The sequence below is a fragment of the Providencia rettgeri genome (assembly GCF_041075285.1).
Lineage (GTDB): Bacteria > Pseudomonadota > Gammaproteobacteria > Enterobacterales > Enterobacteriaceae > Providencia > Providencia rettgeri_G.
The window spans coordinates 1,606,466-1,631,542 of record NZ_CP163512.1 but is presented as its reverse complement, the minus strand read 5'-3'; the positions used below and the strand labels follow the sequence as shown (position 1 = coordinate 1,631,542).

19 protein-coding genes are annotated in these 25,077 nt (G+C 37.5%); 12 read left to right on the top strand and 7 right to left on the bottom strand.

Translation table 11 applies throughout. From position 1 onward, the window contains the following. Positions 1-544: 544 nt before the first annotated feature. From AB6N04_RS07380 to AB6N04_RS07350, 7 genes are all read left to right on the top strand, one after another. Entirely contained in the window at positions 545-757 is a 213-nt protein-coding gene (locus tag AB6N04_RS07380; protein WP_369311239.1) for an AAA family ATPase, read from the top strand. A gap of 602 nt (positions 758-1,359) precedes the next feature. Next, entirely contained in the window at positions 1,360-1,569 is a 210-nt protein-coding gene (locus AB6N04_RS07375; protein WP_369311238.1) for a hypothetical protein, read from the top strand. Between the two features lie 714 nt (positions 1,570-2,283). After that, positions 2,284-2,514 (top strand): DUF333 domain-containing protein, encoded by a 231-nt coding sequence (locus tag AB6N04_RS07370; RefSeq protein WP_369311237.1) that lies wholly within the window; start codon positions 2,284-2,286, stop codon positions 2,512-2,514. Positions 2,515-4,052: 1,538 nt separating this feature from the next. Next, complete coding sequence (locus tag AB6N04_RS07365) at positions 4,053-4,652, top strand: fimbrial protein (protein WP_369311236.1); 600 nt, start codon at positions 4,053-4,055, stop codon at positions 4,650-4,652. A 122-nt stretch (positions 4,653-4,774) separates the two neighbouring features. Then, the gene (locus tag AB6N04_RS07360) at positions 4,775-5,476 is read left to right on the top strand and encodes a molecular chaperone (RefSeq protein ID WP_369311235.1); all 702 of its coding nucleotides are present in this window, start codon (positions 4,775-4,777) and stop codon (positions 5,474-5,476) included. Between the two features lie 9 nt (positions 5,477-5,485). Beyond that, positions 5,486-7,966 carry a fimbria/pilus outer membrane usher protein gene (locus tag AB6N04_RS07355; protein ID WP_369311234.1) on the top strand — a complete coding sequence of 827 codons (2,481 nt, stop codon included), beginning with the start codon at positions 5,486-5,488 and terminating at the stop codon, positions 7,964-7,966. Then, positions 7,957-8,976, top strand: a complete 1,020-nt coding sequence (locus AB6N04_RS07350; protein ID WP_369311233.1) for a fimbrial protein — start codon at positions 7,957-7,959, stop codon at positions 8,974-8,976. Before AB6N04_RS07355 ends, AB6N04_RS07350 begins: the two co-directional genes overlap by 10 nt. Before the next feature lie 190 nt (positions 8,977-9,166). Here AB6N04_RS07350 and AB6N04_RS07345 read toward each other — a convergent pair whose 3' ends face one another. Then, complete coding sequence (locus AB6N04_RS07345; RefSeq protein WP_369311232.1) at positions 9,167-9,469, bottom strand: helix-turn-helix domain-containing protein; 303 nt, start codon at positions 9,467-9,469, stop codon at positions 9,167-9,169. 503 nt (positions 9,470-9,972) lie between these two features. Continuing rightward, the gene (locus AB6N04_RS07340) at positions 9,973-10,572 is read right to left on the bottom strand and encodes a DJ-1/PfpI family protein (RefSeq protein ID WP_369311231.1); all 600 of its coding nucleotides are present in this window, start codon (positions 10,570-10,572) and stop codon (positions 9,973-9,975) included. A 460-nt stretch (positions 10,573-11,032) separates the two neighbouring features. On the opposite strand from AB6N04_RS07340, the gene grxB reads away from it, so the two are divergent. Further along, positions 11,033-11,671: a glutaredoxin 2 gene (gene grxB / locus AB6N04_RS07335; RefSeq protein ID WP_369311230.1), complete on the top strand. Its 639-nt coding sequence runs from the start codon at positions 11,033-11,035 to the stop codon at positions 11,669-11,671. 80 nt (positions 11,672-11,751) lie between these two features. On the opposite strand, the gene AB6N04_RS07330 is transcribed toward grxB, so the two are convergent. Both AB6N04_RS07330 and AB6N04_RS07325 read right to left on the bottom strand, forming a co-directional pair. Continuing rightward, positions 11,752-12,189, bottom strand: coding sequence for an META domain-containing protein (locus AB6N04_RS07330; RefSeq protein WP_369311229.1), 438 nt, complete (start codon positions 12,187-12,189; stop codon positions 11,752-11,754). Positions 12,190-12,204: 15 nt separating this feature from the next. Further along, the gene (locus tag AB6N04_RS07325; RefSeq protein ID WP_369311228.1) at positions 12,205-13,203 is read right to left on the bottom strand and encodes a 2-hydroxyacid dehydrogenase; all 999 of its coding nucleotides are present in this window, start codon (positions 13,201-13,203) and stop codon (positions 12,205-12,207) included. Between the two features lie 232 nt (positions 13,204-13,435). Between AB6N04_RS07325 and AB6N04_RS07320 the strand changes: the two genes are divergently transcribed. From AB6N04_RS07320 to AB6N04_RS07310, 3 genes are read left to right on the top strand one after another with little or no spacing between them, the layout of a single operon-like run. After that, positions 13,436-16,036 carry a YdbH family protein gene (locus tag AB6N04_RS07320; RefSeq protein WP_369311227.1) on the top strand — a complete coding sequence of 867 codons (2,601 nt, stop codon included), beginning with the start codon at positions 13,436-13,438 and terminating at the stop codon, positions 16,034-16,036. Between the two features lie 23 nt (positions 16,037-16,059). Continuing rightward, on the top strand, positions 16,060-16,260 hold the full coding sequence (locus tag AB6N04_RS07315) for a YnbE family lipoprotein (RefSeq protein WP_369311226.1): 201 nt from the start codon (positions 16,060-16,062) through the stop codon (positions 16,258-16,260). Continuing rightward, positions 16,257-16,586 carry a YdbL family protein gene (locus AB6N04_RS07310; protein WP_369311225.1) on the top strand — a complete coding sequence of 110 codons (330 nt, stop codon included), beginning with the start codon at positions 16,257-16,259 and terminating at the stop codon, positions 16,584-16,586. The genes AB6N04_RS07315 and AB6N04_RS07310 overlap by 4 nt, the downstream gene beginning before the upstream one ends. A gap of 63 nt (positions 16,587-16,649) precedes the next feature. On the opposite strand, the gene AB6N04_RS07305 is transcribed toward AB6N04_RS07310, so the two are convergent. Next, entirely contained in the window at positions 16,650-17,249 is a 600-nt protein-coding gene (locus AB6N04_RS07305; RefSeq protein ID WP_369311224.1) for an FMN-dependent NADH-azoreductase, read from the bottom strand. 214 nt (positions 17,250-17,463) lie between these two features. Between AB6N04_RS07305 and hrpA the strand changes: the two genes are divergently transcribed. After that, positions 17,464-21,363, top strand: coding sequence for an ATP-dependent RNA helicase HrpA (gene hrpA / locus AB6N04_RS07300; RefSeq protein ID WP_369311223.1), 3,900 nt, complete (start codon positions 17,464-17,466; stop codon positions 21,361-21,363). Between the two features lie 792 nt (positions 21,364-22,155). On the opposite strand, the gene AB6N04_RS07295 is transcribed toward hrpA, so the two are convergent. Together AB6N04_RS07295 and ydgH are read right to left on the bottom strand one after the other, a co-directional pair. Then, the gene (locus AB6N04_RS07295) at positions 22,156-23,547 is read right to left on the bottom strand and encodes an amino acid permease (protein WP_369311222.1); all 1,392 of its coding nucleotides are present in this window, start codon (positions 23,545-23,547) and stop codon (positions 22,156-22,158) included. A gap of 308 nt (positions 23,548-23,855) precedes the next feature. Beyond that, on the bottom strand, positions 23,856-24,806 hold the full coding sequence (ydgH, locus tag AB6N04_RS07290; protein ID WP_369311221.1) for a DUF1471 family protein YdgH: 951 nt from the start codon (positions 24,804-24,806) through the stop codon (positions 23,856-23,858). Positions 24,807-25,077 lie beyond the last annotated feature (271 nt).

Sequence of the window (25,077 nt, the reverse complement as noted above, 5' to 3'; positions counted from 1 at the left end):
AAACGTAATCTAATAAGAAGGAGCAGTATGATTTTTATTTTGGCACTTACAGCGGTTATTGCAGCAGGAGCGGTCGATCCATTTTTGGTTTTTAAGTTATCTTTGCTAGCCTTATAACCGTATTAAGAATAGTTTCTGCACAACAAATATGGAAGGGGATATGCGTGCCACTTTTTTGATAACAAAGTAGGCACGCGGTTTATTAAATATCTATTCTAGATAAATAAATCTATTGTTTGCTAGTGTATTAAATATGGGAATAAATAATTCCAACACTCAGTGCTAGAATTGACCAAAATCCGATAAATAGAGTGTATTTTGTTAGCATGGGCATTACCCCCTTTATTTTGCATAGGTGTGTATACTTAGTTAATTTAAAGTTAAATATACAGTTAAACAAGCTAACAAATATCTACATCTATTACAATACTGCTTCAAATAATAATTTAATTTAACTTCTGTAGTTATATATACTTAATTTATTGTTATTATTTGCCAAATTTGCTAGATTTTACGTCCATTTTTGCTGGCGTAATGAAATAATATGAAACTACTATGTTCACTGTTTTGCCTAAGCATTATCACTGGATGTTCTTCAGCCCCGACTTTTGAACCGAATGAATCACCTTGGCCTAAGGCACATAAAGATTTACGGACATCGGAGCAAAAACGGCTAGATAGAGAAGCTGTTCATGAGCAACAACGAGCCGTTATGAGAGGTGAAAGACCGGACTACGGTGTTTTTGAACGCTATTAATCGATTACTGGTGGTTATATCTCGTAGCTTATACACCATACATTTAAAGGAAGAATGCGCCATCAGTACAAAAAATGCACTATCCAAGTTGCAAAGATAAAGAAGGAAAAACGTTTTACCCTTTCCTTTATTGATTTCGAAGGCAAAATGATCGCCGAGGTTGGTTATCAAAAAAATAGACTGCAACCTAGTGTAAATGGAATATCAATGGTTACATTATCATATTTAATATAAAAGCAAAGTGAGTTTATTCTTTGATCACAGGAACGACAATGGAAGCATCTTTACCTCAACTTGATCTAATTACCTTATTGGATATTTTATTTTCATTATCACAGTTCCCTTTATTAGAAAGATTAAGTCATTATGTATTAATGATTAATTATGCTTTTTAATAAATCACTTGTAGTTATTGTTAAATCAGCAAAGCAGTTTTCAAATAAAATTTTAATTGTAATATTTAGTTGAAAATTGCGCTGTGCGTTGTTAATTTGTTGCGCATTTTTTGTTAAAAAATACACCGTAATAATACGTATAAGCTTTGCTTTTATTTAGGCAGTTAGTTACCATATCCTAAATTAATGTGATTTAAGGTGAACAGGATGAAAACGTTTGGTGTCGTTTTAACGATCATTGGGCTCATTACTGCTTTTCTTGCATACAATATGGATGTGACTATTCCAATCGTATACGGTGAGAGTATCAAAGATGCAGGCTTAGTGTTTGATAGGCAAAATTATATTATTGGGAGTTTAGTTATCGCTTTTTTGGGAATTTTAATTGTTATTTTTGATAATCGTAAGAAAAAATAACATCATTATCTAATGCATCAAGAATATAAGCGGTTTACAGTATTTTAGTTAAAATCACCAAGACCCACCAACTATTTATGACAATCAGCGCGACACCTACTGATGTTATTATTAGTAACTTAGATAAACTAATCAGGTTGAGCAAGGAAATAGCGCAGATAGACATCAATATACCAAGAATAAAATTAATATAATAATAACAATTAGATATGCAGTAAAATAACACAAAGATAAATTTAATGGCTGGATAATGGAAGCTAACTCTAGCTTTATTGAGCTAAAAAAATAGCCCATCGCGAAATGGGCTTAACTTACATGATTTGTTATTCGCATCCATCATAACCAATAAAACAATGACATTCTGTAAAAAAGTGGTGCAATTTTACTACTTTTTGTCATATTTCGTTTTGAGTAACGCTATGTCGGTTAACTATTTTATTTATTTTCAATAAAAACAATCTGTTAAAGTCGTTTGTGTACTTTAGTTACGTCTACGGCGACTGTATCTTTGTAACATATCTGTCGCTTTTTTTTCACGAGCGCTAATCAGTTATGGAATGCAAATCTCGGTTTTATCCATATAAAACAATAAAACATAGCCAGGGTGATACTCAACACTATAAACGATTGTAGTATTGAATAGGTAGAGTTTGGTATTGCTCAGATTATGGGACTGCAATAGAATCAATTGTCTTAACCTAAATAAGGATGTGTATGAAAAAGCTTCTTGTGTTTTCAACCTTACTTTTAATTGTGGGGTGCTCAGCTAAAGGCACAAACACAGTAAATTCTGTTGGGCTGGCTAATCCGGCTTCAGTCTACTGTGAGAAATTAGGCGGTAAGTCTGAAATTACTGATACCCCCGAAGGGCAAGTTGGCATTTGCACACTGCCTTCCGGTGAGAAAATAGAAGAGTGGGCTTTGTACCGTAGAGATCATCAATAAATGACCAATCTTTCGACCCAAAGCAAAATAGATTTTGCATTGGGTCTGCAATATAAATAAATTTTTCCTCATCTTTTCTTGTTAGCCGCCGATAACATATCTCACTAGAGCACCTCTCACCACTGAATGAAACAGCAAAATATAATCAGATATCCGTGTTCACTATAAGAGACCCGTTGATGATATTGTCTTTATATTGCATTACGTTAGGTTGAGATCGCGGCTGACTATGCATAATGAATTGAAATAGCTAGTTATTCATATTGTCATCTAATTTGTCATTAGAATGTGTTGTATTTTATCGTTTTTGAAATTGGAGGATAAATGATGGTTATTACTCTAATTAGATTTGTGAAAAAGCGATAAGATGAGTATCGAACATTAAATTTGCTCGTAAAATAGTCGTTTTAACGGCTATTACAGAGGAGAGATCACAATCTTACACACACTATGCGTAAATTAGGAATATTCCTAATGCGAAAAATGACAGTCAATATCCTATTTTTTTTAGCTGTTCGTTTTAGGAAATTATTTTTATTTTCATATAGTTATAAAATGAAAAAATTGACTTAGAGCAGCTTGTTTTTTGAGCCAATGGATTCAGTTTTTTGTCTTATATCAAAAACAATGATAATTTTTTTTTACATTGATCCTAATGTTGATACTCTAATTTTGATTATTTATTTAAAAGTGCAGTTGAATGAATAAAGAATAATATTGCGATTTTATTATTATTTCCTTAAATCTCTCTTTTCATCTGTTACATTATATATCTTTATTTAGATTAAATTAGCAAAAACACCCTTCCTAAATTATATTCTTTAATTCCTTTATCGACCAAAGCAAATTACTGGTGCAATAATCCATAAATACACGCATTGAGTGTTTAATCGATATTAAGCATAATAATTCGCTATTGTGAGTTCTCAGATAGTTTAAATCAAGATTATTTTTCCACTAAAAACGCATAAATAATACTTATGAATAATCTATTTTTTGTTCATATAAAACAATGTGATTTCATAATATTTGATAACAAAAAGTATCAAAATGTAAGCACGTTGATAATTTAAACCATAAAAACCAAAATATAAGTTTTTATAAAAATCTTTATTAATGCAAATACGGTTTATAAAATTCATAATTTAGATAATTTATCGTTTTTTTATCTAAAAATTGAGCTTTTAACGAGTAAAGCAGTGAGGTGGATATCTTGAATATCTCAATCGATAAGGGTATTTTGATAGGAGATAGCTATTAAAATGTTATTAAGGAATGATAAAAACGATTTAATAAAACTTAAGTTATTATGTATCCTCTCTGCGAAATCATATAGTGCATATGATTAAAAATTCTAAGTAGGACTGATTAAGAAGCGTATTTATTTGTATTAATGCAACGGTTTCAAAATGAAACGAAAATCCACAAGGTCGCATATATTATGCGATAGGGTTTTTGTTTTCTTTTTACCGCTAAATAAAAAAGCTTAATGAGTTCTTTTAAATGTAAAAATAAAAATCTCATATTAGGAAATGAAAATGAAGAAAGTACTACTGAGTGCTATCGCAACAACAATTATTGGTTTATCAACTGCTAATGCTGCAACACCAAAAGTAGGTGGGGGTTTAGTTAATTTTCATGGCAAAGTGACAGATGTTTCTTGTACTGTTTCTGTTGATGGACAAGGCAGTGATGCAAATGTTTATTTAGCACCTATTTCAGTTGAAGAAGTTCGTGCGGGTGGCGCAGATAAATTATTAAAAGCGAAACCATTTGTTATTGATGTCACTAACTGTGAAGCAGCAACTAATGGCGACTTTGTTAAAGGTGACAAACTGGCAGTTACTTGGGTTGGCGGTAACATGCTGCAAAATGCCAATGGTAACAATGTAGGTTACTTAGCTAATACAGAAACGACAGGTGCAAAAAACATTCAGTTAGCATTAGCAAGTTCTAATGATGCTGATATGCAAAATACCAAAATTATCCCAGGCGTAACCGCGCCTTCTAAACCAACTTCTATTTTAGATAATGGTGCTCGCTTCCAATACTACGTTGGTTATGCAACATCTACACCAACCACAGTAACTGCAGGTGAAGTGAAAAGTTACGCAACTTACGAAATAACATATCAATAAAAATCATCGGTTTTGATTTATATAAGTGCTAATTAATTTAGCATGGTTCGATCATTCTAATGTTAAATAGCATGACTAGATAAGCGGTAGCCATACTGCCGCTTTTATTTTTAGAGGTTCCAATGAAAGCTTTAGTTCTGATATGCAGCCTGATTTTCAGTGTGTCTTCGTTTGCCAATAACATTATTGTAAATGGTACTCGTTTTATTTATCCCGGTGATGAAAAAGAAATCACTGTTCAATTAAATAATACATCTGATCGTCCTGCGGTTGCTCAAGCTTGGCTTGATAATGGTGATGCCTCAGAAACACCAGATACAATTAAAACGCCTTTTCAAATTACACCACCGATTTCTCGTGTTGAAGCTAAAGGCGGGCAAACTCTCCGCATTAAATTAATGGATAAAGCAAGTATCCCTCAGGATAGAGAAAGTCTTTGGTGGCTAAATATCTTAGATATTCCTCCAATGGCTAAAGCGAAAAATGGTGAAAGTCAAAACATATTGCAATTAGCGATTCGCTCTAGATTTAAATTCATGTATCGCCCAACAGGTTTAAGTAATCGTCAGACAGCACCAGAAGAATTAATTATAAAATCGCAGGGTAAGAATATCGTTATTGAAAATCCAACTCCTTATTTTATTACTATTACTAAAATATCAACAGATGGAAAAACGGCTTTAAATTCAAAAACGATTTTATTAGAACCTAAAAACCAAACTTCAGTTGAATTATCGCAAACTGTTAGGGTTGGTAGTAACGTTGTAATTAATAACATTAATGATTACGGTTCAGATGTTGCAGTCACATTAACTGCAAAATAGGAATATATAATGAAACGGCGAGAGTTTAACAATAAATATAGCAATACACTCTCTGTGACCTGCATTGTCACAATTTGCATGCTTTCCTCTTTTAACGCTCTGGGCGAAGAAGAAACTGATTACGAATTTAACAGTGGTTTTATTATTGGTAGTAAAGAAAATATTGACTTAAAACGCTTTAATCAATCTGGTATTGAACCAGGTACATATTCTGTTGATGTCTATACCAATAATAATTGGAAAGGGCGTTACGATCTTGATTTTATTCAAAAAGAGAATGGGCAACTCGGAGTATGTTATACAGCCAAAATGCTATCTGATTTTGGTATTAACGTAGATAAATTAAATCCAAATATTAAAGCAGATAGCTTAGAGTGTTTATCGTTAATGCAGTGGAATAATCAGAAAGATATTTCTGATGCATTCCAAACATCCACATTACGTCTAGATATTTCTGTTCCACAGATTTATGAACAAAGAATGTCTAGAGGTTATGTATCACCACAATTTTGGGATGAAGGAATACCTGCACTTAATTTAGGTTATATGGCGAACTATTATGATACACATACCAGTGGATCACATAAGAGTAATAACTCAAGTGCCTATATAGGGTTAAATGCAGGGTTAAGCTATGGCGGATGGCTACTTAAACATCAAGGGAATTTAAACTGGCAGCGTAGGAATGGCACTGATTGGAATAGTAACCAAACTTATCTGCAAAAACCCATTGCATCAATAAAATCAAAAGCAACAGCAGGGCAGTTTTATACAGACGGAGATTTATTCGATAGCATCGGTTTACGAGGTGCAAGACTGTCAACCGATGATGGTATGTATCCTGATGGTATGACAAGTTACGCCCCAGAAATTAGGGGCGTTGCACAAAGTAATGCGCTTGTCACTGTGAAACAAAACGATTCTATTATTTATCAAACAACCGTAGCGCCAGGGCCATTTAACTTAACGGACGTTTATCCATCAGGCTATGGTAATGATCTGGTTGTTACTGTTAAAGAAGCGGATGGTAGCGAAAGCTCTTTTAGTGTGCCGTACTCGTCACTTGCGCAATTATTGCGCCCAGGATTCACGCGCTATCAAGTTTCTGGGGGTAAAGTTGATACTGATGGTTTGAAAAACAAACCGTTTGTTATGCAAGGAACAGTACAACATGGTTTAAATAATACATTCACGATTTATGGTGGTGTGACGGCATTCGATGATTATCAAGCTTATCTTATTGGTTCAGGGATCAACACTGGGTTTGGGGCGGTTGCGGTAGATTTGACACAATCAAGAACAGTCTTTAGCCATGACACTTATCTTGGTCAAAGCTATCGCTTTACCTTTAACCGATTGTTCACGCAAACAGATACAAACCTTGTTTTAGCTGCATATCGCTACTCTACAAAAGATTACTATAGTGTTAACAATGCGGTACGTGCGATTGATGATGACAAACGTGGAATTGCGAATACTTTAGGCCGTGAAAAAAATGGTTTCAGTTACACGATTAACCAAAATTTACCGGATGGCTATGGAGGTCTTTATTTTACAGGTCGTATTTCGAGCTATTGGGATAAATCAGGAACAGAAAAGCAATATCAATTAAGTTATAACAATCATTTTGATCGTTTTAATTATGGCGTTTCTTTGATGAGAGTTTACACACAAAGCAATGGGAATAAGAAAGATGACCGTATTAGTCTGAACCTAAGCTTCCCACTGTACTTTGGAGAGCAAAACAGCACCACAATTACGTCTTATACCACATTTAATAATGAAACATTTGGTTCGAGCCAATTAGGTGCAAATGGTTCTTTTGATCGCGAAAATAATTGGACCTATGGTGTAAACACCTCAGTTGCAAATGGCGGCGAGAAAAATGTTGGTTTAAATACGGGCTATAGAACGTCAAAGGTGAATACCAGTGCTAACTACAGCCAAGGAAAAGAGTACAGGCAATATGGTTTAGCGGCGAACGGATCTGTCGTGGTTCATTCCGGTGGCATTACACTGACGCCAAATATTTCAACAACAATTGCCTTGATTGAAGCTAAAGGTGCAGAAGGTGCCTCTGTAATGGGAGCGCAAGGCAGTAAAATTGACGGTAATGGATATGCAGTCGCACCTTATGTGCGTGCATACCGTATTAATAACGTTGAAATCGATGCTAAAGGTAGCTCTGAAGACATTGTATTTGAAAATACCTCATCACAAGTTGTGCCTTATGAAGGTAGTGTTGTGAAGGTAATATTCGGTACAAAAGTAGAAAAAAATATTGTTTATAGCGTTATAAGACAAGGCAATAAGCCATTACCTTTTGGTGCCAATGTTGTTGACCATACAGGGGAATCTATTGGAATTGTGGGGCAAGGTGGTTCTGTGTTTATCAGCAATGATGAAGCTACTCAGGCCATTATCAAATGGGATAGTGGTGAATGTTCATTCTCATTAGATTCTGAAAGTAAGGATAAGCTATGTCAATAATTAAGCAATATCGTTGGTATTTAGGCATGGGAATTTTACTTTCATCAACATATGCAGCAGCATATTGTGTACGTAGCAATGCGCCAACGTATGAATTTAATATGGAAATGGGGCAAATTGTGGTTGACCCTGATCTCCCTAAAGGGGCTGTAATTGCTGAAAAGACCTACACAATGGTTGATCCTCGGCAAACAATTTATGCAACCTGCTATTCAGGTGTTACCTATTTTGATGCAGAAGTTATTATGCCTGGACTAACGCAGATCCCTGGATCAGATAAAATTTTCCAAACCAATGTGCCAGGTATCGGGATGAGGTTTGAACGTGGTGGCGGCTCTGTTCGTTTTACATATCCTGATAAATATGGCATTAGGGGAAGTGGTAATACATGGACGGGTGGAACAAAAGTGTATTTAGCAAACTCTGTATTTACACTACAACTCGTAAAAACGGCCAATAAAACAGGTGCAGGTAGTATCGCGTCAGGAAAATATACTCGTTATGGCTTCGACAAAAGTAATCCTGTATTAGTCAGTTACTTAAACGCTAATGCGATAACAATCTCTTCAGCTTCATGCAAAGTACGTGGTGAAAGAGAGAAAAATGTCGAGTTAAGCCCTGTTAACCGTACACAGTTTACGGGAGTTGGGAGCACTGCTGGTGGAAAAGATTTTGATATAACTCTCGTTTGTAATGGCGGGGTCAGTGTACAAGGCTACACAAATATCTCAATAAGTTATGATGGTAAAGAACCTGTAGGTGTCTCAAATAAAGGTGTTCTTGTAAATTTAAGTACTTCAAGTCCTGCAAATGGTATTGGCATCCAAGTTTTAGAAAGGGATAGTCAAAGGGAGTTACAATTCAATACAAAATATGGGTTAGGGCGTTTGCATGATAATCAAGAAAAAGACATCACACTAAATTATACAGCAAGATATTATCAGTATGAGAAAAAAATATCTGCCGGGGAAGTGCATTCTCAGATGGTATTTAATATCAATTACGATTAAATTAAATAATTTGTACCCTAAACTTAACATTAATTTAAGTTAGATACTAAAGATTAATTAAGCCAATCTACTTAACAGATTGGCTTTACTGCTTATAATAATATTTAAACTCTAACATAAAAAAGGCAAATACAACCATTTTGGCTATATGATGCCTTTTTTGTTTTTTTGGGGAGGGCTTAGAGGAAAATTATTTTTTGTTGAAAATTACACTTTCAGCAGTATATTGCATTTCTCTTTCCGTTAGATTATCTTCTTGGTTTCCATTTCTTTTGTATTCGCTAGTATAATCTTGGAAAAACCACTCAATAGGGCAACCGAGTGCTTCAGCAATATCAACTAAATGATTAAGCGGTATTTTATTAATTCCATTCTCATAACGTGATATTTGTTGTTGGCTTAAATTTAATTTATCAGCTAAATTAGCACCAGAAAGACCAAGCTCTTTTCTCCGGTTTTTTATTTTTATACCGATGATACTATGAATGTCCATATGACATCCTCAATTTGCATGAAGGGTTATTATTTGATAATTGTTGTTAATTTACGTATAAGAGTATATTAAAAAACAACATAATTTAAAAGTTTTAATAGCCATAAATATGATAAAAATTTTTCTTTATAATAAAAAGTTAATGTCATTATTTTTAGTATGGGATTGTCGATGATATTAAACGGGAGTGTTGGTTATAATTGTTGATGCGTTAAGGGAATTAATAACATGTTTAATATCAATTCATTATAATTCAAATAAATGTTCCAGTGTGAAACTATATTCAAAATAATTTATTAAAATCAAAGCATTACTATTTTTATTATAAATATAACTATTTACTATTCTTTAAAGAAGTTAATAGATGGATAATTCACTGTTAATAATCTGATCGTTAATATCTAATCTAGATAAGTTGATATTAACGCTATTTATTAGTAAATAACCGTATTTAAGCAATGTAGAGTAAAGTAAAAGTACCATTTAAAAAAATAAATGGCATCTTATATGATGACTTTTGCAAAGGGATCATGGTTAGGGTCTTGATCCCATAAATATTCCATTCTTAATGCAATATTTTTAGCTGTTTCAACGTCGTAAAAGTCACTCACAATTTGTAAAGACATATCAATACCAGCACTAATGCCAGAGGAAGTATAGAACTTACCATCATGAACCCAGCGAGCCTGCGGTTGCCAAAATACTAAGGGATTAAGGCTGGTTACCCAATCATAAGCAAGCTTGTTCGTTGTTGCTTTTACACCATTTAACAGTAAAGTTTTGGCAAGTAAGGCTGAGCCTGTACAGACGGAAATCCCGGTGTCAGCAAACTCAAACTGTGTTTTTACCCATTGGATATAATCTTCGTTTACAGAAAGAGGGCGAGTACCTTGACCGCCTGGAATTAAAATGTGCTGATAAGTAGGGGTTGTTATTGCTTGAGTATTGATAGAAACGCCCTGCGAGCTGGTCATCATAGCACCATTCGGTGAAATAAAATCTATCTGGCAGTGTCCTAATCGACCAAAAACTTCAACAGGCCCCATAACATCAAGGGTTTCAAACTGATCAAATAGGATAATAGCAATGTTATTTAGAGACATAGGTCGTCGGTTTCTCATATTAAGACTGGCTATTTTGCCATAATCTTATCTCTTCGATTGGGATTTTGTTCACCTTATATTAACGTATACCACACAAAAAAGAACAAAAGTTAATCACAAACGGTATGTATTAACATATACTATTATTCGATCTAGGGGCGGTTTATCTTTGCTGCTGATTTTCACCGCTAAAAAAGGTTAATAGATAATCTAAAAAATGGATAAATGTATTCGTCATGCTGACTGACGACGATTTGAATCAAATATTGTCCCTAAACGTAGCACTAGGGTTCGGTTAAAGCACGTTTCACTTATTCGATGGTGCATTGAGACGCTCTTGCCGAGTTTACTCGGCGGCGCACTTCTCGCCTTGTCTAAAATGGCTTTAATTCGAATGAAAATTGACCAGCAAAGATAAACAGCCCCTAGCTGATGATCATCACTATTAGTGAGGCGAAAAATGAAATTATATATTTATGACCACTGCCCATTTTGCGTAAGAGCAAGAATGATTTTGGGTTTAAAAAATATTGCAGTAGAACAAATCGTCCTTTTGGATAATGACCATGAGACACCGATTCGAATGATTGGCAAAAAAATGCTACCAATCTTAGAAAAGGATGATGGTAGCTATTTACCTGAAAGCTTGGATATTGTTCATTATATTGACCAATTAAGTGAGGAAAAATACGCCTCAGGTGTACTCTCCTCGGAAATTGAAACATGGTCGAAAGCGGTCTCTAGTACCGTATATAAATTAGTCACTCCCCGTTTTGTAGAAACTGATTTCCCTGAAATAAGCACAAATGCAGCTAGAGAGGCTTATATTGAGAGAACAACAAAAAATTATGGTGACCTTGCTGAATTGCGAAAAGAAACTCACACTTTACTCATCGAACTTGCTCCACAAATGTCGTTATTAGACATGTGGTTAGAAAAGCGTAGAGACGTTATTGATATAAATGATTTTTATATCTTTCCTACGTTACGTAGCTTGAGCATTGTTGCTGATTTAGCATTCAGTACTAATATCCGTAATTATATGGAAAAAATGTCTCAATTAACGAAAGTTGGTTTATTGTTTGATCAAGCAAAATAATATTGGAAGAAATATATTGATAAAACCGTACCCATTTTAAAGCAGATTAGTGTGTACGGTTTTGTAGTCAAATAATGCGGCTAATTAACGTAGTCACGTAGGGAATACACTAATTTGTAATGTCCCTGAATTAAAACAAGTTGGTTATTTTTAATATTAACCGTTGCACCTTCTGCAAGCATGCGTTTCAACATGGTATCCCATTTAGACAAATCTTCATCAACACATTCAAGCTCAGTTTTCGTTAGCTCTTTAACGGTAATTTTGGCGTTACTTATATTGCCGAATCCATTAAAGTCGTTGCACATTGAAGCGGAAACAAACATTTTTTCGCCAAAAGCGATGTATGGAACAGTTTGTTTCGATTTAATCGGTTTACCATCCACTTCAGTTAAAACAAATCGATGATGAACTAATGCATTTTGAATTGCTTTGTCATCATTCTTTGCATTAACTTGATGGGTTTGGCAAGCGGCTAATAATAAACCTAAAAGAGTCAGTGGAATTAAACGTTTCATTGTTCCAACGCCCAATTAAGCACTGACAATATTCGGGCAGGCTTTGCCATGACCAACCTGGTCAATGTTACTCAGTGTTGTTTGACTAATACTGGTTAGTGCTTCCTCTGTTAAAAATGCTTGATGGCCGGTAAATAACACATTGTGGCAGGATGAAAGGCGGCGGAACACATCATCTTGGATCACGTCATTTGATTTATCTTCAAAAAATAAATCACGTTCGTTTTCATAAACATCCATACCGAGAGAACCGATTTTTTGTGATTTTAAAGCATTAATTGCAGCGACAGAATCAATTAAAGCACCACGACTTGTATTGATGATCATAACGCCTTTTTTCATCTTATTGAACGCAATTTCATCAAGTAAATGATGATTTTCAGGGGTTAAAGGGCAATGAAGAGAGATAACATCTGATTGTTTATACAAAGTATCTAAGTCGACATATTCCGCCCCAAGATCTAAAACAGCTTGATTCGGGTAGGGGTCATGGGCAAGTAAACGCATACCAAAACCTTTCAGTATGCGCAAAGTCGCTTGCCCAATTTTGCCTGTTCCGATGATCCCAGCAGTGCGATTGTGCATGTTAAAGCCGGTTAAACCCTCAAGCGAAAAGTTTGCATCACGAGTACGTTGGTAAGCTCGGTGGATCCTACGATTTAGGCACAACATCATCCCAACAGTATGTTCTGCAACGGCTTCAGGTGAATAAGCAGGAACACGAACAACTTCAATGCCGAGTTGTTTAGCAGCTTCAAGGTCAACATTATTAAATCCAGCGCAGCGTAAAGCTAAAATGCGGATATTTAAGGCAGCAAGTTCTTCTAAAACAGCACGGTTTGCTTCATCATTAACAAAAATACAAACAGCGTCTGCGCCCACGGCATTTTTTGCCGTTTGAACCGTTAATGGAAAATCAAAATATTCAATACTAAAATTAAATCCTGAGCCTTGATTAACTTGCTCCATGTGCTTGCGATCATACTGTTTGGTACTATAAGAAACAATTTTCATTGAAGAGACTCCAATTATTCGGAACCAATAAAAATAGTAGGTAAAATGGTGTACCTACAAAAGATAAACCCAGAATAAGACAATTAAGTTTGTAAATCACCTAGAAATTAAGAAAATAGCTATCTGTTTACATCTGGATATGGTTTATGCTCTTTAGACAACCAGATATCATGAAAATTGAATTAAAATTTCACCATAATGGTGCAAAGCAAATCGCACAAGGACGCAGTTGATGCAGGTATTTAAACGCGCAGGCAAAATTTTACTCTGGGGTTTCGGAGGAAGCGCGCTTCTCTTAGCCATATTATGGATAACCGCTGCTCGCTGGGTTCCTATTATTGCCTCTCATTACTTACCAAAGCCACTTCAATTAGCATTTTCGGATCCACGAATAATCCACAGACAGCTGCATATTTCTGAGCTCAACTTAACGGCAAAAAATTGCAAACTTATTGATTTGCAAGGAATTCGTTTTTCCATTTTTCCCCTTCATTTGATTGTAGATAAGGCGAATGTTGCTACTGAATGCGTGAGTACACTTGAATTAGATGACTCGCAACCAGGGGAACCGCTCAATATTGCTGAGTTAATAGACAATATTCCGGCGTTCTCTTTAGTCATTAAGCAAATGAACGTTCAACCATGGGATGATTATCAAGGCAGTATTTGGCTACGCCAGACAGATAAAAATAGGCCACTGATGTTTGACTTCCAAGGTGATAATTTAAGGTTGTCTTCATTAATTACTAAAGATAAACAGCTGCTGATCAGTGAGTTCTCTGCATTTTTACCTGAACAGCAGCAAACAATCACGTTATCAGGCGATGTTCAGCTACCACTCATTGCGAGTCAATTTCCTCAAAAAGGGATGTTGGAGGCAAATTTCAAACTATTAAACCCTGAAAAATATCTACAAGCAAAATTAGCTTGGCTAGATGAAAAAGGGGCATTAATTGTTACAGATGCCGATACGCAAAAAACACTGCTTAATTTGCCATGGGCGTTGTCTTCATCAACATTTAGCGTTTCTCAAGGTAAGTGGCAATGGGAGGATGCAGGGTTACCCGTGGAAGGTGGGGTGAGCTTTCAAATTAAAAATTGGCAGCAACCATTAGGTGACATGGTTTTTTCGGGGCGTTTAAACATGTTAACGCAAGGGAAGAAAGGCAAAGGAAATATTGTATTAACACTACCTGAAACGCATCTTGATTTATTAAATATTGACGTCAATTTTAAGTTAAACGGGCAAGTTAAATATGACGATATGATCCTTGATATTAATTTACCCGCGCAGGTTTCGGGGCAATTATCATCAGCTAAAATTTCTTTTTTATCAGGATCGTTATTAAGGGCTTATGGCCGTGTATCGCCGACAATTTTATTAAAGGAAATTCGTTTACCTCTGGCGGGGACTTCATTAAGTGACGAGGGGATATCGGGCCGGCTACAAGCAATATTAAAAGTCCAAGAACAGTATTGGGGGGATTTTGATATCCACCTTGATGGTAAAGCAAATAAGTTTACTTTTGATAATGGAAAATGGTTTTGGAACTATTGGGGAAGTGCCAAATTACCTTCACTCGCTGCGCGTTGGGATATTAAAGGCAATGGCAGTTGGCAAGATACATTAATTACGTTAAATAATCTGACGACTGGCTTTGACCAAATTAAATATGGCTTATTATCGATGAGTGCGCCTCGCTTACAATTAACTAAGCCATTACAGTGGCAAAGGGAAAGGACAAAAGCGAGCTTTAATGGTGCATTGCAGCTAACCAGCAATCGAATGCAATTTGGTGCCGAAAGTTACTTACCAAAAATAACGATAAATGCAGATATTAAAGGAAAGTCACCCGCTGAGTTTCAACTCAAAGGGGATTTAAGTACAAAAGAGGTTGGTCCCATTGTTATTTTTGGGCGTTGGGATGGTGAGCGCTTAAGAGGGGAAGCGCGTTGGCCTGAACAGTCTGTCACTGCATTTCAAACCTTAATTCCGGCAGATCTTGGACTTGAACTAAGGCAAGGAAAGTTATTTTCCCAAGCGGCCTTTTCAATGACCCCTGAAGATGGGTTTATTGCAGGTGGGCATTGGCGTGTTGAAAATACAAGCCTTTGGTTAAAGGACGGAGAACTGTCAGGTTTGAATTTTGTGTTGCCTTGGCGTTTGAAACAAAGTACGTGGACACTTGGTGGAAAAACGCCTGTAGAACTGCGAATTAAAAAACTCAATAATTTATTTGAACTCACTGATATCAAAGCAGACTTAGCTGGAACCTATCCACCAACGGAAGCGAAACCACTCAAACTCACTAATGTTGGATTTAAAATGTTAGGGGGTGATGTTTCGATGGAATTATTACGCTGGCCACAAACAGATGCATCCACGATCCGGTTGCAGCAAATTGAACTAAGCCAATTATTTACCATTTTAAAAGTGTCTCAATTTGCGGTTTCAGGCAAAGTCAATGGTGAACTTCCATTCTATTTGAATAATCCAGAATGGATAGTGAAACACGGGTGGTTAGAAAATAGCGGGCCGTTAACATTACGATTAGATACACAATTTGTAGAATCTATTCAGAAAGATAATATTTCTGCTGGCTCGGCGATTGGCTGGTTACAGTATTTAGAAATAAAGCGTAGTCGCACAGATGTGAATATTACCAACTTAGGGCAGCTAACCATGAAAACGATCCTTGAAGGGTTTAATGCTCAAGAAAAGAAAAAACGGGAAGTACATTTAAACTATCAACATGAAGAAAATATTTTTCAATTGTGGCGTAGTTTACGATTCGGTAGTTCTTTAGAAGAATGGCTAGAAAAGAACCTATGAAGGTTCTAAGGAATAACGTGGATATGTTAAAAACAAGCGCAGTCATTATCATGGCCTTTTTCTTAGTGGCATGCTTACGAGTGGAAGTTGCTACGCCAGATAAGCCAATTAATATTAATATGAATGTGAAAATAGAGCATGAAATACAGATAAAAGCAGACAGGCAAGTTGAAGAGTTGCTAAAAGAGAACAGTGATTTATTCGGGGAGGTCAACGATAAATGAACCGAATAATAAAAACAATAGTAGCGTGTTCATTGTTTAGTGCATTTTCTGTCTTTGCCCTCACGGTGGATGAGGCAAAAGAACAAGGGGCAGTGGGGGAGACGCTATCAGGCTACTTAGCAGTAGTGAATACCGATAATGCGGAAGCTGCCAAATTAGCCGAGCAAATTAACCGAGAACGTGAAAAGAAATACCATGAAATTGCGGCCAAAAATAACCTTAAAACACATGATGTCGCGCGAATTGCCGGGCAAAAATTAGTCGAGAGGGCAAGCACTGGCGAATATGTCCGAGGTATTAATGGGCAGTGGCTTAAGAAAAAATAAAAATGCGCACAAAGTCGTGCGCAAAGTAAAACAAAGGTAGTTTAGGTTGATTTGATGATTGATTTAGCCAACAAGGTTATCAATGTGTTGTTGAGCTTGTTGGTGGGCTTTTTCAACTGAATCTGCGCCCAAAGCTGTACCTTCTGCAAAAATAAATTCAACATCTTTAATGCCCAGAAAATTTAAAAATAATGTCATATAAGGCACCATGGTATCCGCTGGAGTATCTTTATAAATTCCTCCGCGACTGGTCAAGACAAACGCACGTTTGTTTTCCAATAAACCGACAGAACCTTGTTCGGTATATTTAAATGTATGACCTGATCTCGCAATAAAATCAAAATAATGCTTTAAGTGTGAAGAAATCGTAAAGTTATACATTGGTGCAGCGATGACAATGACATCATGGGCTTTTATTTCTTCAATTAATGTATTGGACAGGTCCAAATGTGCTTGTTGTTGCTCAGTTTTCGTGTCTCCTGGGCCAAAAGCTGCTAAAATTTCTCCATCAATGGCAGGGATAGGCGTATTGACAAGATCTCGAACCGTTACCGTATCCTCAGGATTCTTTTTTTGCCATTGTTGAATAAAGTAATCGGCCATTTTATTGCTTTGAGAGTAATCTGCCAGAATACTTGATTTCAATAATAATACGTGACTCATTGTGGTCCTCAAATTTATTTATATCGCTTTTCGTATAATCATACGTGATAGCTAACTGATTGATAGAAAGAAAATTAGACAGCCTTCTTCAAAAAAATTGATGGTATTATCTATGTAATAACAATAACTAAAAACGAAAACAAGATATTGTTGCTAAACGACGAATTGAAAGGCCGTTGTGCATTATAATTGATTAAAAATAAGGATTTAAAGCGTGAAATCCATACTAGCGGCATTAGATGCTGAAATAGGACAAACTTCACTACGTGACCAGTGGTTACTGAAAAAAAGAATTCAAGGTATTGCAAAAATTCGTGATGAAAAATCACGCAATGCGGTATTGGATGTGATTAAAGCAGATATTGAGGCAGCAAAACAGAAAGTTGCCATTAAAAAACTGAATCCACCTAAAATTATCTACCCAGACAATCTCCCTGTTAGCCAAAAGAAAGAGGCTATTTTGACGGCAATTAAAAACCACCAAGTGGTGATTATTGCAGGTGAAACAGGTTCTGGGAAAACAACCCAAATTCCGAAAATTTGCCTTGAACTTGGACGTGGTATTCGAGGTTTTATTGGTCATACTCAACCAAGACGACTGGCAGCTCGCTCAGTTGCAACGCGCCTTGCACACGAATTAGAGTGCGAGCTTGGCACAACCGTGGGGTATAAGGTACGTTTTAGCGACCAAGTTAGCGAAACAACCCAAGTGAAATTAATGACCGATGGGATTTTGCTGGCGGAATTGCAAAATGACAAATTGCTGCTGCAATACGATACCATCATCATCGATGAAGCCCATGAAAGAAGCTTAAATATTGATTTCATTTTAGGTTATCTGCGCCAGTTATTGCCAAAGCGACCGGATTTAAAAGTCATCATTACCTCTGCAACGATCGATCCCGAACGTTTTTCTAACCATTTTAATCATGCCCCTATTGTTGAGGTTTCCGGGCGAACTTATCCTGTAGAAGTTCGCTATCGCCCGATTATGGGGGATGATAATGATAGCGATCGTGACCAAATTGATGGGATTATTGATGCAGTCAATGAGCTATCAACGGAAGGTAATGGCGATATTTTGATATTTATGAGTGGTGAGCGTGAGATCCGTGATACTGCCGAAGCATTATCTAAATTATCGTTGCGCCATACCGAAATTCTGCCATTATTCGCAAGGTTGTCCAATAGTGAGCAAAACCGAATTTTCCATCCCCACGGTGGACGTCGCATTATTTTAGCAACCAACGTTGCAGAAACATCATTAACCGTACCAGGTATTAAATATGTTATTGATACGGGGTATGCTCGAATTAGTCGCTACAGTTACCGAACTAAAGTTCAACGTTTACCCGTTGAAGCAATTTCCCAAGCGTCAGCAAACCAGCGTAAAGGGCGTTGTGGGCGTGTTTCTGACGGTATTTGTATTCGATTGTATTCAGAGGAAGATTTTCTTTCGCGTCCTGAATTTACCGATCCTGAAATTCTAAGAACCAATTTAGCCTCTGTTATTTTACAAATGACCTCCATAGGGTTGGGGGATATTACCGCATTTCCATTTGTTGAAGCACCAGATAAGCGCAATATTCAAGATGGCGTGAAATTACTTGAAGAGTTAGGTGGTATTAAGCCACATAAACAAGTGGATAAAGGTTATCAGCTTACCGATATGGGGCGGCAACTCGCTCAATTACCCGTCGACCCAAGGTTGGCGCGTATGGTCATTGAAGCACGAAAACACGCAGCGGTGCGTGAAACAATGGTGATTGTGTCGGCGCTATCGATTCAAGATCCGAGAGAACGACCGCTAGACAAGCAGCAAGCTGCTGATGAAAAGCACCGCCGTTTCCATGATAAACAATCGGATTTTATGGCGTTTTTAAATCTTTGGGATTATCTCAAAGAGCAACAAACACAGCTTTCGAATGCCCAGTTTAGAAAAATGTGTCGCCAAGACTTTCTCAATTACTTGCGCATTCGTGAATGGCAGGATCTTTATACGCAGTTACGTCAGGTGGTGAAAGAACTGGGGTTTGCGATTAACAGCGCTGATGCAGATTTTCGTGGGATCCATGTTTCACTATTGTCTGGTTTACTCTCACATATTGGGCAAAAAGATGCTGATAAACATGAATTTACCGGAGCAAGAAATGCACGTTTTACTCTGTTTCCGGGGTCTGGTTTATTCAAGAAACCCCCTAAATGGACTATGGTAGCCGAACTGGTTGAAACATCCAAACTGTGGGGGCGTATTGCGGCCGCTATTGATGTTGAGTGGGTTGAACCACTCGCAACCCATCTAACAAAACATCACTATAGTGAACCACATTGGTCTAAATCAGAAGGTGCGGTTATGGCTTCTGAAAAAGTGACACTGTATGGTTTGCCGATCGTGGCTTCACGACAAATCAATTATGGCAATATTGATCCTTTACTTTGTCGTGAATTATTTATTCGTCACGCTTTGGTTGAAGGGGATTGGTCAACGCGTCATGCGTTCTTTAAAGAAAATCGTAAACTGTTATCAGAAGTCGAGGATTTAGAACATAAATCACGCCGTCGTGACATACTTGTTGATGATGATACGTTGTTTGCTTTTTATGACCAACGCATTCCTAATGATGTTATTTCATCTCGTCATTTTGACCATTGGTGGAAAACGGCATCAAAGCAGCAAGCTGACTTGTTGAATTTTGAAAAAAGTATGTTAATCAAGGAAGATGCAGGTCATGTGTCAGCACTTGATTATCCAAATTATTGGTATCAGGGAGATTTAAAGTTCCGCTTAAGCTACCAATTTGAACCTGGAACTGATGCAGATGGGGTGACAGTACACATCCCACTCGCCATATTAAATCAAGTACAAAATATAGGGTTTGACTGGCAGGTGCCCGGTTTACGTCACGAATTGATTGTGGCATTAATTAAATCATTACCGAAACCGATCAGACGAAATTTTGTGCCAGCACCTAATTATGCCTCTGCTTTTCTTGAACGAGTACCAGAGCCAGACGGAAACGTATTAGATAAACTGGAAAAAGAATTGCGCCGGATGACGGGAGTCACAGTTGAGCGTGAAGCGTGGCAACTTGACCAACTTCCCGTGCATTTAAAAATGACTTATCGTGTTATTGGCGATAAGAATAAAACCATCGCAGAAGGGCAAGATCTCGATATTCTGAAAAACAATTTAAAGGAAAAAGTGCAAGAAACGCTTTCCGAGGTTGTTGATGATGGCATTGAGCAGTCAGGTTTACATATTTGGAGCTTTGGTGAACTCCCTCAGCGTTATGAGCAAAAGCGAGGTGGGTATTCAGTCAAAGCGTATCCTGCTTTGGTCGATGAGAAAAATAGTGTCGGCATTCGGGTATTTGAAACGGAGTTTGAACAGCAACAAGCCATGTGGCGTGGTGTTCGTCGGTTATTGTTGCTTAATATTCCTTCGCCGATTAAATACTTACATGAAAAATTACCGAATAAATCAAAATTAGGTTTGTATTTTAATCCCTACGGTAAAGTACTAGATCTTATTGATGACTGCATCGCTTGTGGGGTTGACCAGTTGATTGCTAACTTTGGTGGCACAGTGTGGGATGAAGTCCAATTTGAAAAACTCAAAGAGTTTGCTCGTGCGGAGTTAAATGATGTCGTGGTGAATATTGCCAAACAAGTTGAACAAATCCTCAGTGCGGTGTTTGCCATTAACAAACGTTTAAAAGGGCGGGTTGATTTTTCCATGGCGTTAGCACTATCTGATCTAAAAGCCCAGATGGGGAATTTAGTCTTTAAAGGCTTTGTTACTGCTCATGGCTGGAAGCGTTTACCGGATGTATTGCGTTATTTAAATGGTATTGAACGGCGTCTTGAGAAATTGGCGACGGACCCAAATCGTGATCGGGCGCAAATGAGTAAGGTTGAGCATGTGCAAAATATGTGGCAACAGTGGTTAGCCAAACTCACGCCTATTCAAAAGAATATGCCAGAAGTACTGGAAATCCGTTGGATGATTGAAGAGCTACGAATTAGCCTTTTTGCTCAACAATTAGGAACCCCATATCCTATTTCGGATAAACGGATTATTCAAACAATGGAAAGTTTGTCACAAAAACTTTGACAAAATTTTGGGATTTCGTTGGGTAAAACCGCTTCTTACTAGCTGGTGAGAAGCGGTTTTTTATTATGGCATTAGCCAGTTTAAGTCGCGTTAGCGTCTTAAACATAAAACCACTAGCTTTAAATGTGGTCGGTTTAGTTACAACATACTGTTAGGTTTAATAAATAATAATAGCACTTGAGTTAGTACAACAGCCTGTTGGCTAACCAGTGTAAAAAAGGGGATAGCTAGAGGGGAATGCTTGTTGTGTAGGGTGGGTAAGCCTCAGTAAAATTTGAACTTGGTGTTTATCGAATAGAAGGTGCTGCAAAACCATTGGCACTTATGACGAACTGATGGGTACAAAATTAATTCTTATAAATTCGCTATTGAATAGGCCGGTAGAGGTGTTATTTGAACAATTGCGTCATGACATGCAATAAAGTGCATCTCATCTGTAGGGTTGTAAACTTTACTCAGTGACACAGGTTTGGGGCAATGATGTTAATAATGCGCTATTAGACAGAGAATAAACATCATATGCTTGGCAGCAGGTTAGATAGGATTGGAAATGAGACTCACAAATCACCGGATGAATTTTCGGCTAATCACACAAAGTGGGAAAAACACGTTTTTATCCTAATGCCGATCAGTTAAGAACTAAATAATGAGTTGAACGATCCTACAGTACTGCAAAAATCCGTAATCATCCCTAGGTTACGGATTTTTTATTGCTTAATTGACATGCATTACGTTTTTATCCCACTTTGTTAACACTGACAACGAGGGCTTAATTCGCCCTCTTTTGAGGGGTTAAGAGACTAAATAATAGAGTGCCGGGAAAGCTGTAACCATGATGGCAAATGCCATGGCAGTCTCAATGAATTTTAATGGCGCTTTACTGTTTTGTTGTTGCCGTGCATAGAAAAATACCAATATCCCCGGCGCGTATAATACAACAGACAACATCAGATTGATTAACCCAGAGGCATAGAGTAGCCATAGGCCATACAGGCTGGCAATGAGCCCAACCAGTAATAACGCTTTGCTGTGCCTCTCAAATGCCACTTTCATTAAGAATGCACCAACCAAGAAATAGGGCACAAGGATCATTTCAGAGGCAATAGTGAGAAGTGTATTATAATTGCTGCCACTGAGCCAAATTAGAACCAGCGAGAGCTGTACTGCACCATTTGTTAACCACAAGGATGAAGAAGGGGCATCATTTTTATTTAGTTTATTGAAAACTTTAGGGAAAGATTGGTACTGCGCTGCAATATACGGTACCTCAGCCGCCATAATCGTCCAGCTTAGGTACGCCCCACAAACAGAGATAATTAACCCCGCTGCGATGATAATGTCACCACTGGAACCAATTAAATCAACCATTAATGTGGCCATCGATGGGTTCTTGATTTCAGCCAGCTCAGCGCGAGGCATGATGCCAAGTGACAATAACGTGACAAGTATATAAATGATAAGGGCAGAGCTAACAGCAAATATTGTTGCTAAACCAACGTCACGGCGGTTTCTGGCGCGTGCAGAAACAACTACCGCCCCCTCAATACCAATAAATACCCAAAGCGTAATTAACATGGTGTCTTTTACCTGTTGCCAAACAGGTATTTTGAGTTCTATGCCACTGAAATCAGCATTAAAAACATCTAATTTAAACGCAAAAAATGCTAAGATGATAAATAATCCTAGGGGCACCAGTTTCGCCATTGTGGCTAACTTATTAATGCCCGCAGCAGTTTGTACGCCACGTAGCACTAAATAGTGAACAAACCAAAGTAGAACAGACTCACCAATTAAGGCTTGCCAAGTATTCCCGTCACCAAAAATGATGTTATCAGGGGAATCGGTGAAAAAACTGATCGCCGCAAATACGATAACCAAGTAAGAGACGTTTGCTACAACGGCACAAAGCCAGTAACCCCATGCGGAACAAAAACCCACCAGTTCGCCAAAGCCGACTTTCGCATAGGTAAAAATACCGCCATCCAAATCAGGACGGATGCGTGATAGCAGTAAAAGTGCAAAAGCGAGAAATAAGATACCAATGCCTGTAATAGACCATCCTATGATTAAAGCCAGCGGGCTAGCCACTTCTGCCATATTCTGAGGAAGACTAAATACACCTGCACCAACCATTGAACTAAGAACAAGGGCGGTTAACGCAGTGAGGCTTAACGTATTTTTCAAAGTAAATCCTGAGTGTTCAGCAATCAAAAGTTAAAATGACGTTAAAACTGTCATTGTTGTAATGGGTTTAACTGGCAAGGTTAAATAATTTAGTGACTTTAACTGCCATAATTTGAGTGGTGGATTCTACGAATGAAATGCTCGATATGCAATGGGAAAATATGCATTTTTTTGAGTGATTTATTCACTTTTGTATAATGTGTAGAAAAGGGAGATAAGAAATGGGATAAAAAAGCCATCTGCCATCATTTGATCGAAAAAAACCAGCCTAGGGAACTAGACTGGTTTTTAGATGAGTGGGCTATTTATTATTTAAATAGGTCGGCACTGATCGTAACGCTTCCACCATTAGACTGCCATTCTCTCGTGATATGGAAATATTTTGCACCTTTAGCTTCTGCACGTTTTGCGATTTGGTAACGTACTTCAGGCGTATTGGTGTAGTAACCAGAGAAGGTGATGGAGTCAAATGGCACCATCTGCGCAGCAGCGGTTTTATTGACTTCTTCAATCACATAGCCACTTGGTAAAGTGACGCTAGTACGTCCTGGTTGGCTGCTTGATGTTTCAAAGAAACGCCCAACAGCAACTGTTGGTTCTTCCGAGGATGCCACTCCAGGGATGCGGACTTTTTTAGCGGCTTCACCACCTTCAGCTAACATGGCACGCCCAGCATCTGAATCGGCTGGCACAACAGCGTCTTCATTAAGAACTTGGCGTTTTGGCGCGTCTTTCTTATAGATATAAGCTGTTGCTAATGTATTTCCGCCATCATTCATTGCGATGTTGCGAACGACATAGAATGAAGCCGCATTCTTTTCGAGTGCTTTTTTCGCGATAGCTTCATATAAATCAGGTTGAGAAGGGTAAAAACCACTTATAGTGACAGTATCAAATGGTTCGTACTGTGCGGCGTCGGTTTTAGACATTTCTTCCACACCACCGAATACACGGCGTTTTGGCTCATCGACACTTGGTGCATCTTTGGCATAGACATCAGCAACAACACGCATGTTGCCGCTATCGCCTATATCGTCAAGGCTTTGAATGAAAAAGGCATACGCCCCCATTTTATCAGCCCTACGGGAGACGGCATCGGATGCTTCATAGATAGCATTAAAGCGCCCGGTGACTGTTATACGCTCATAAGGTTTTAATTCAGTAGCCTGTTTTGGCGTCAATTCAACAGCCGCCTGAGTAGCAGTTATACTAGTTAATGATAACATCGCGGCTGCGATGGCCGTAGTTTTCAGCTTCATACAAAATCCTTCCGCCTTGCGCAATTTATTATAAACGTGCTGAATCTTAGTTGTATCACATGTACGTGATTATTACACGTAACTGAGCCTGTTGTCTCATGATTTTCTTTTTATAAGAAATAAATAATTATTGACTAGTCAAATTTACCAGATTTTTAAAAGTATCCAGTATTTTATTGACCTAAAACTAAGATTTTCACTGCGAATTCCATTTACTGTCTAAGAATCGTGATCAATTATGGATCAAGAAGCATATTTTCAGTAGGTTATT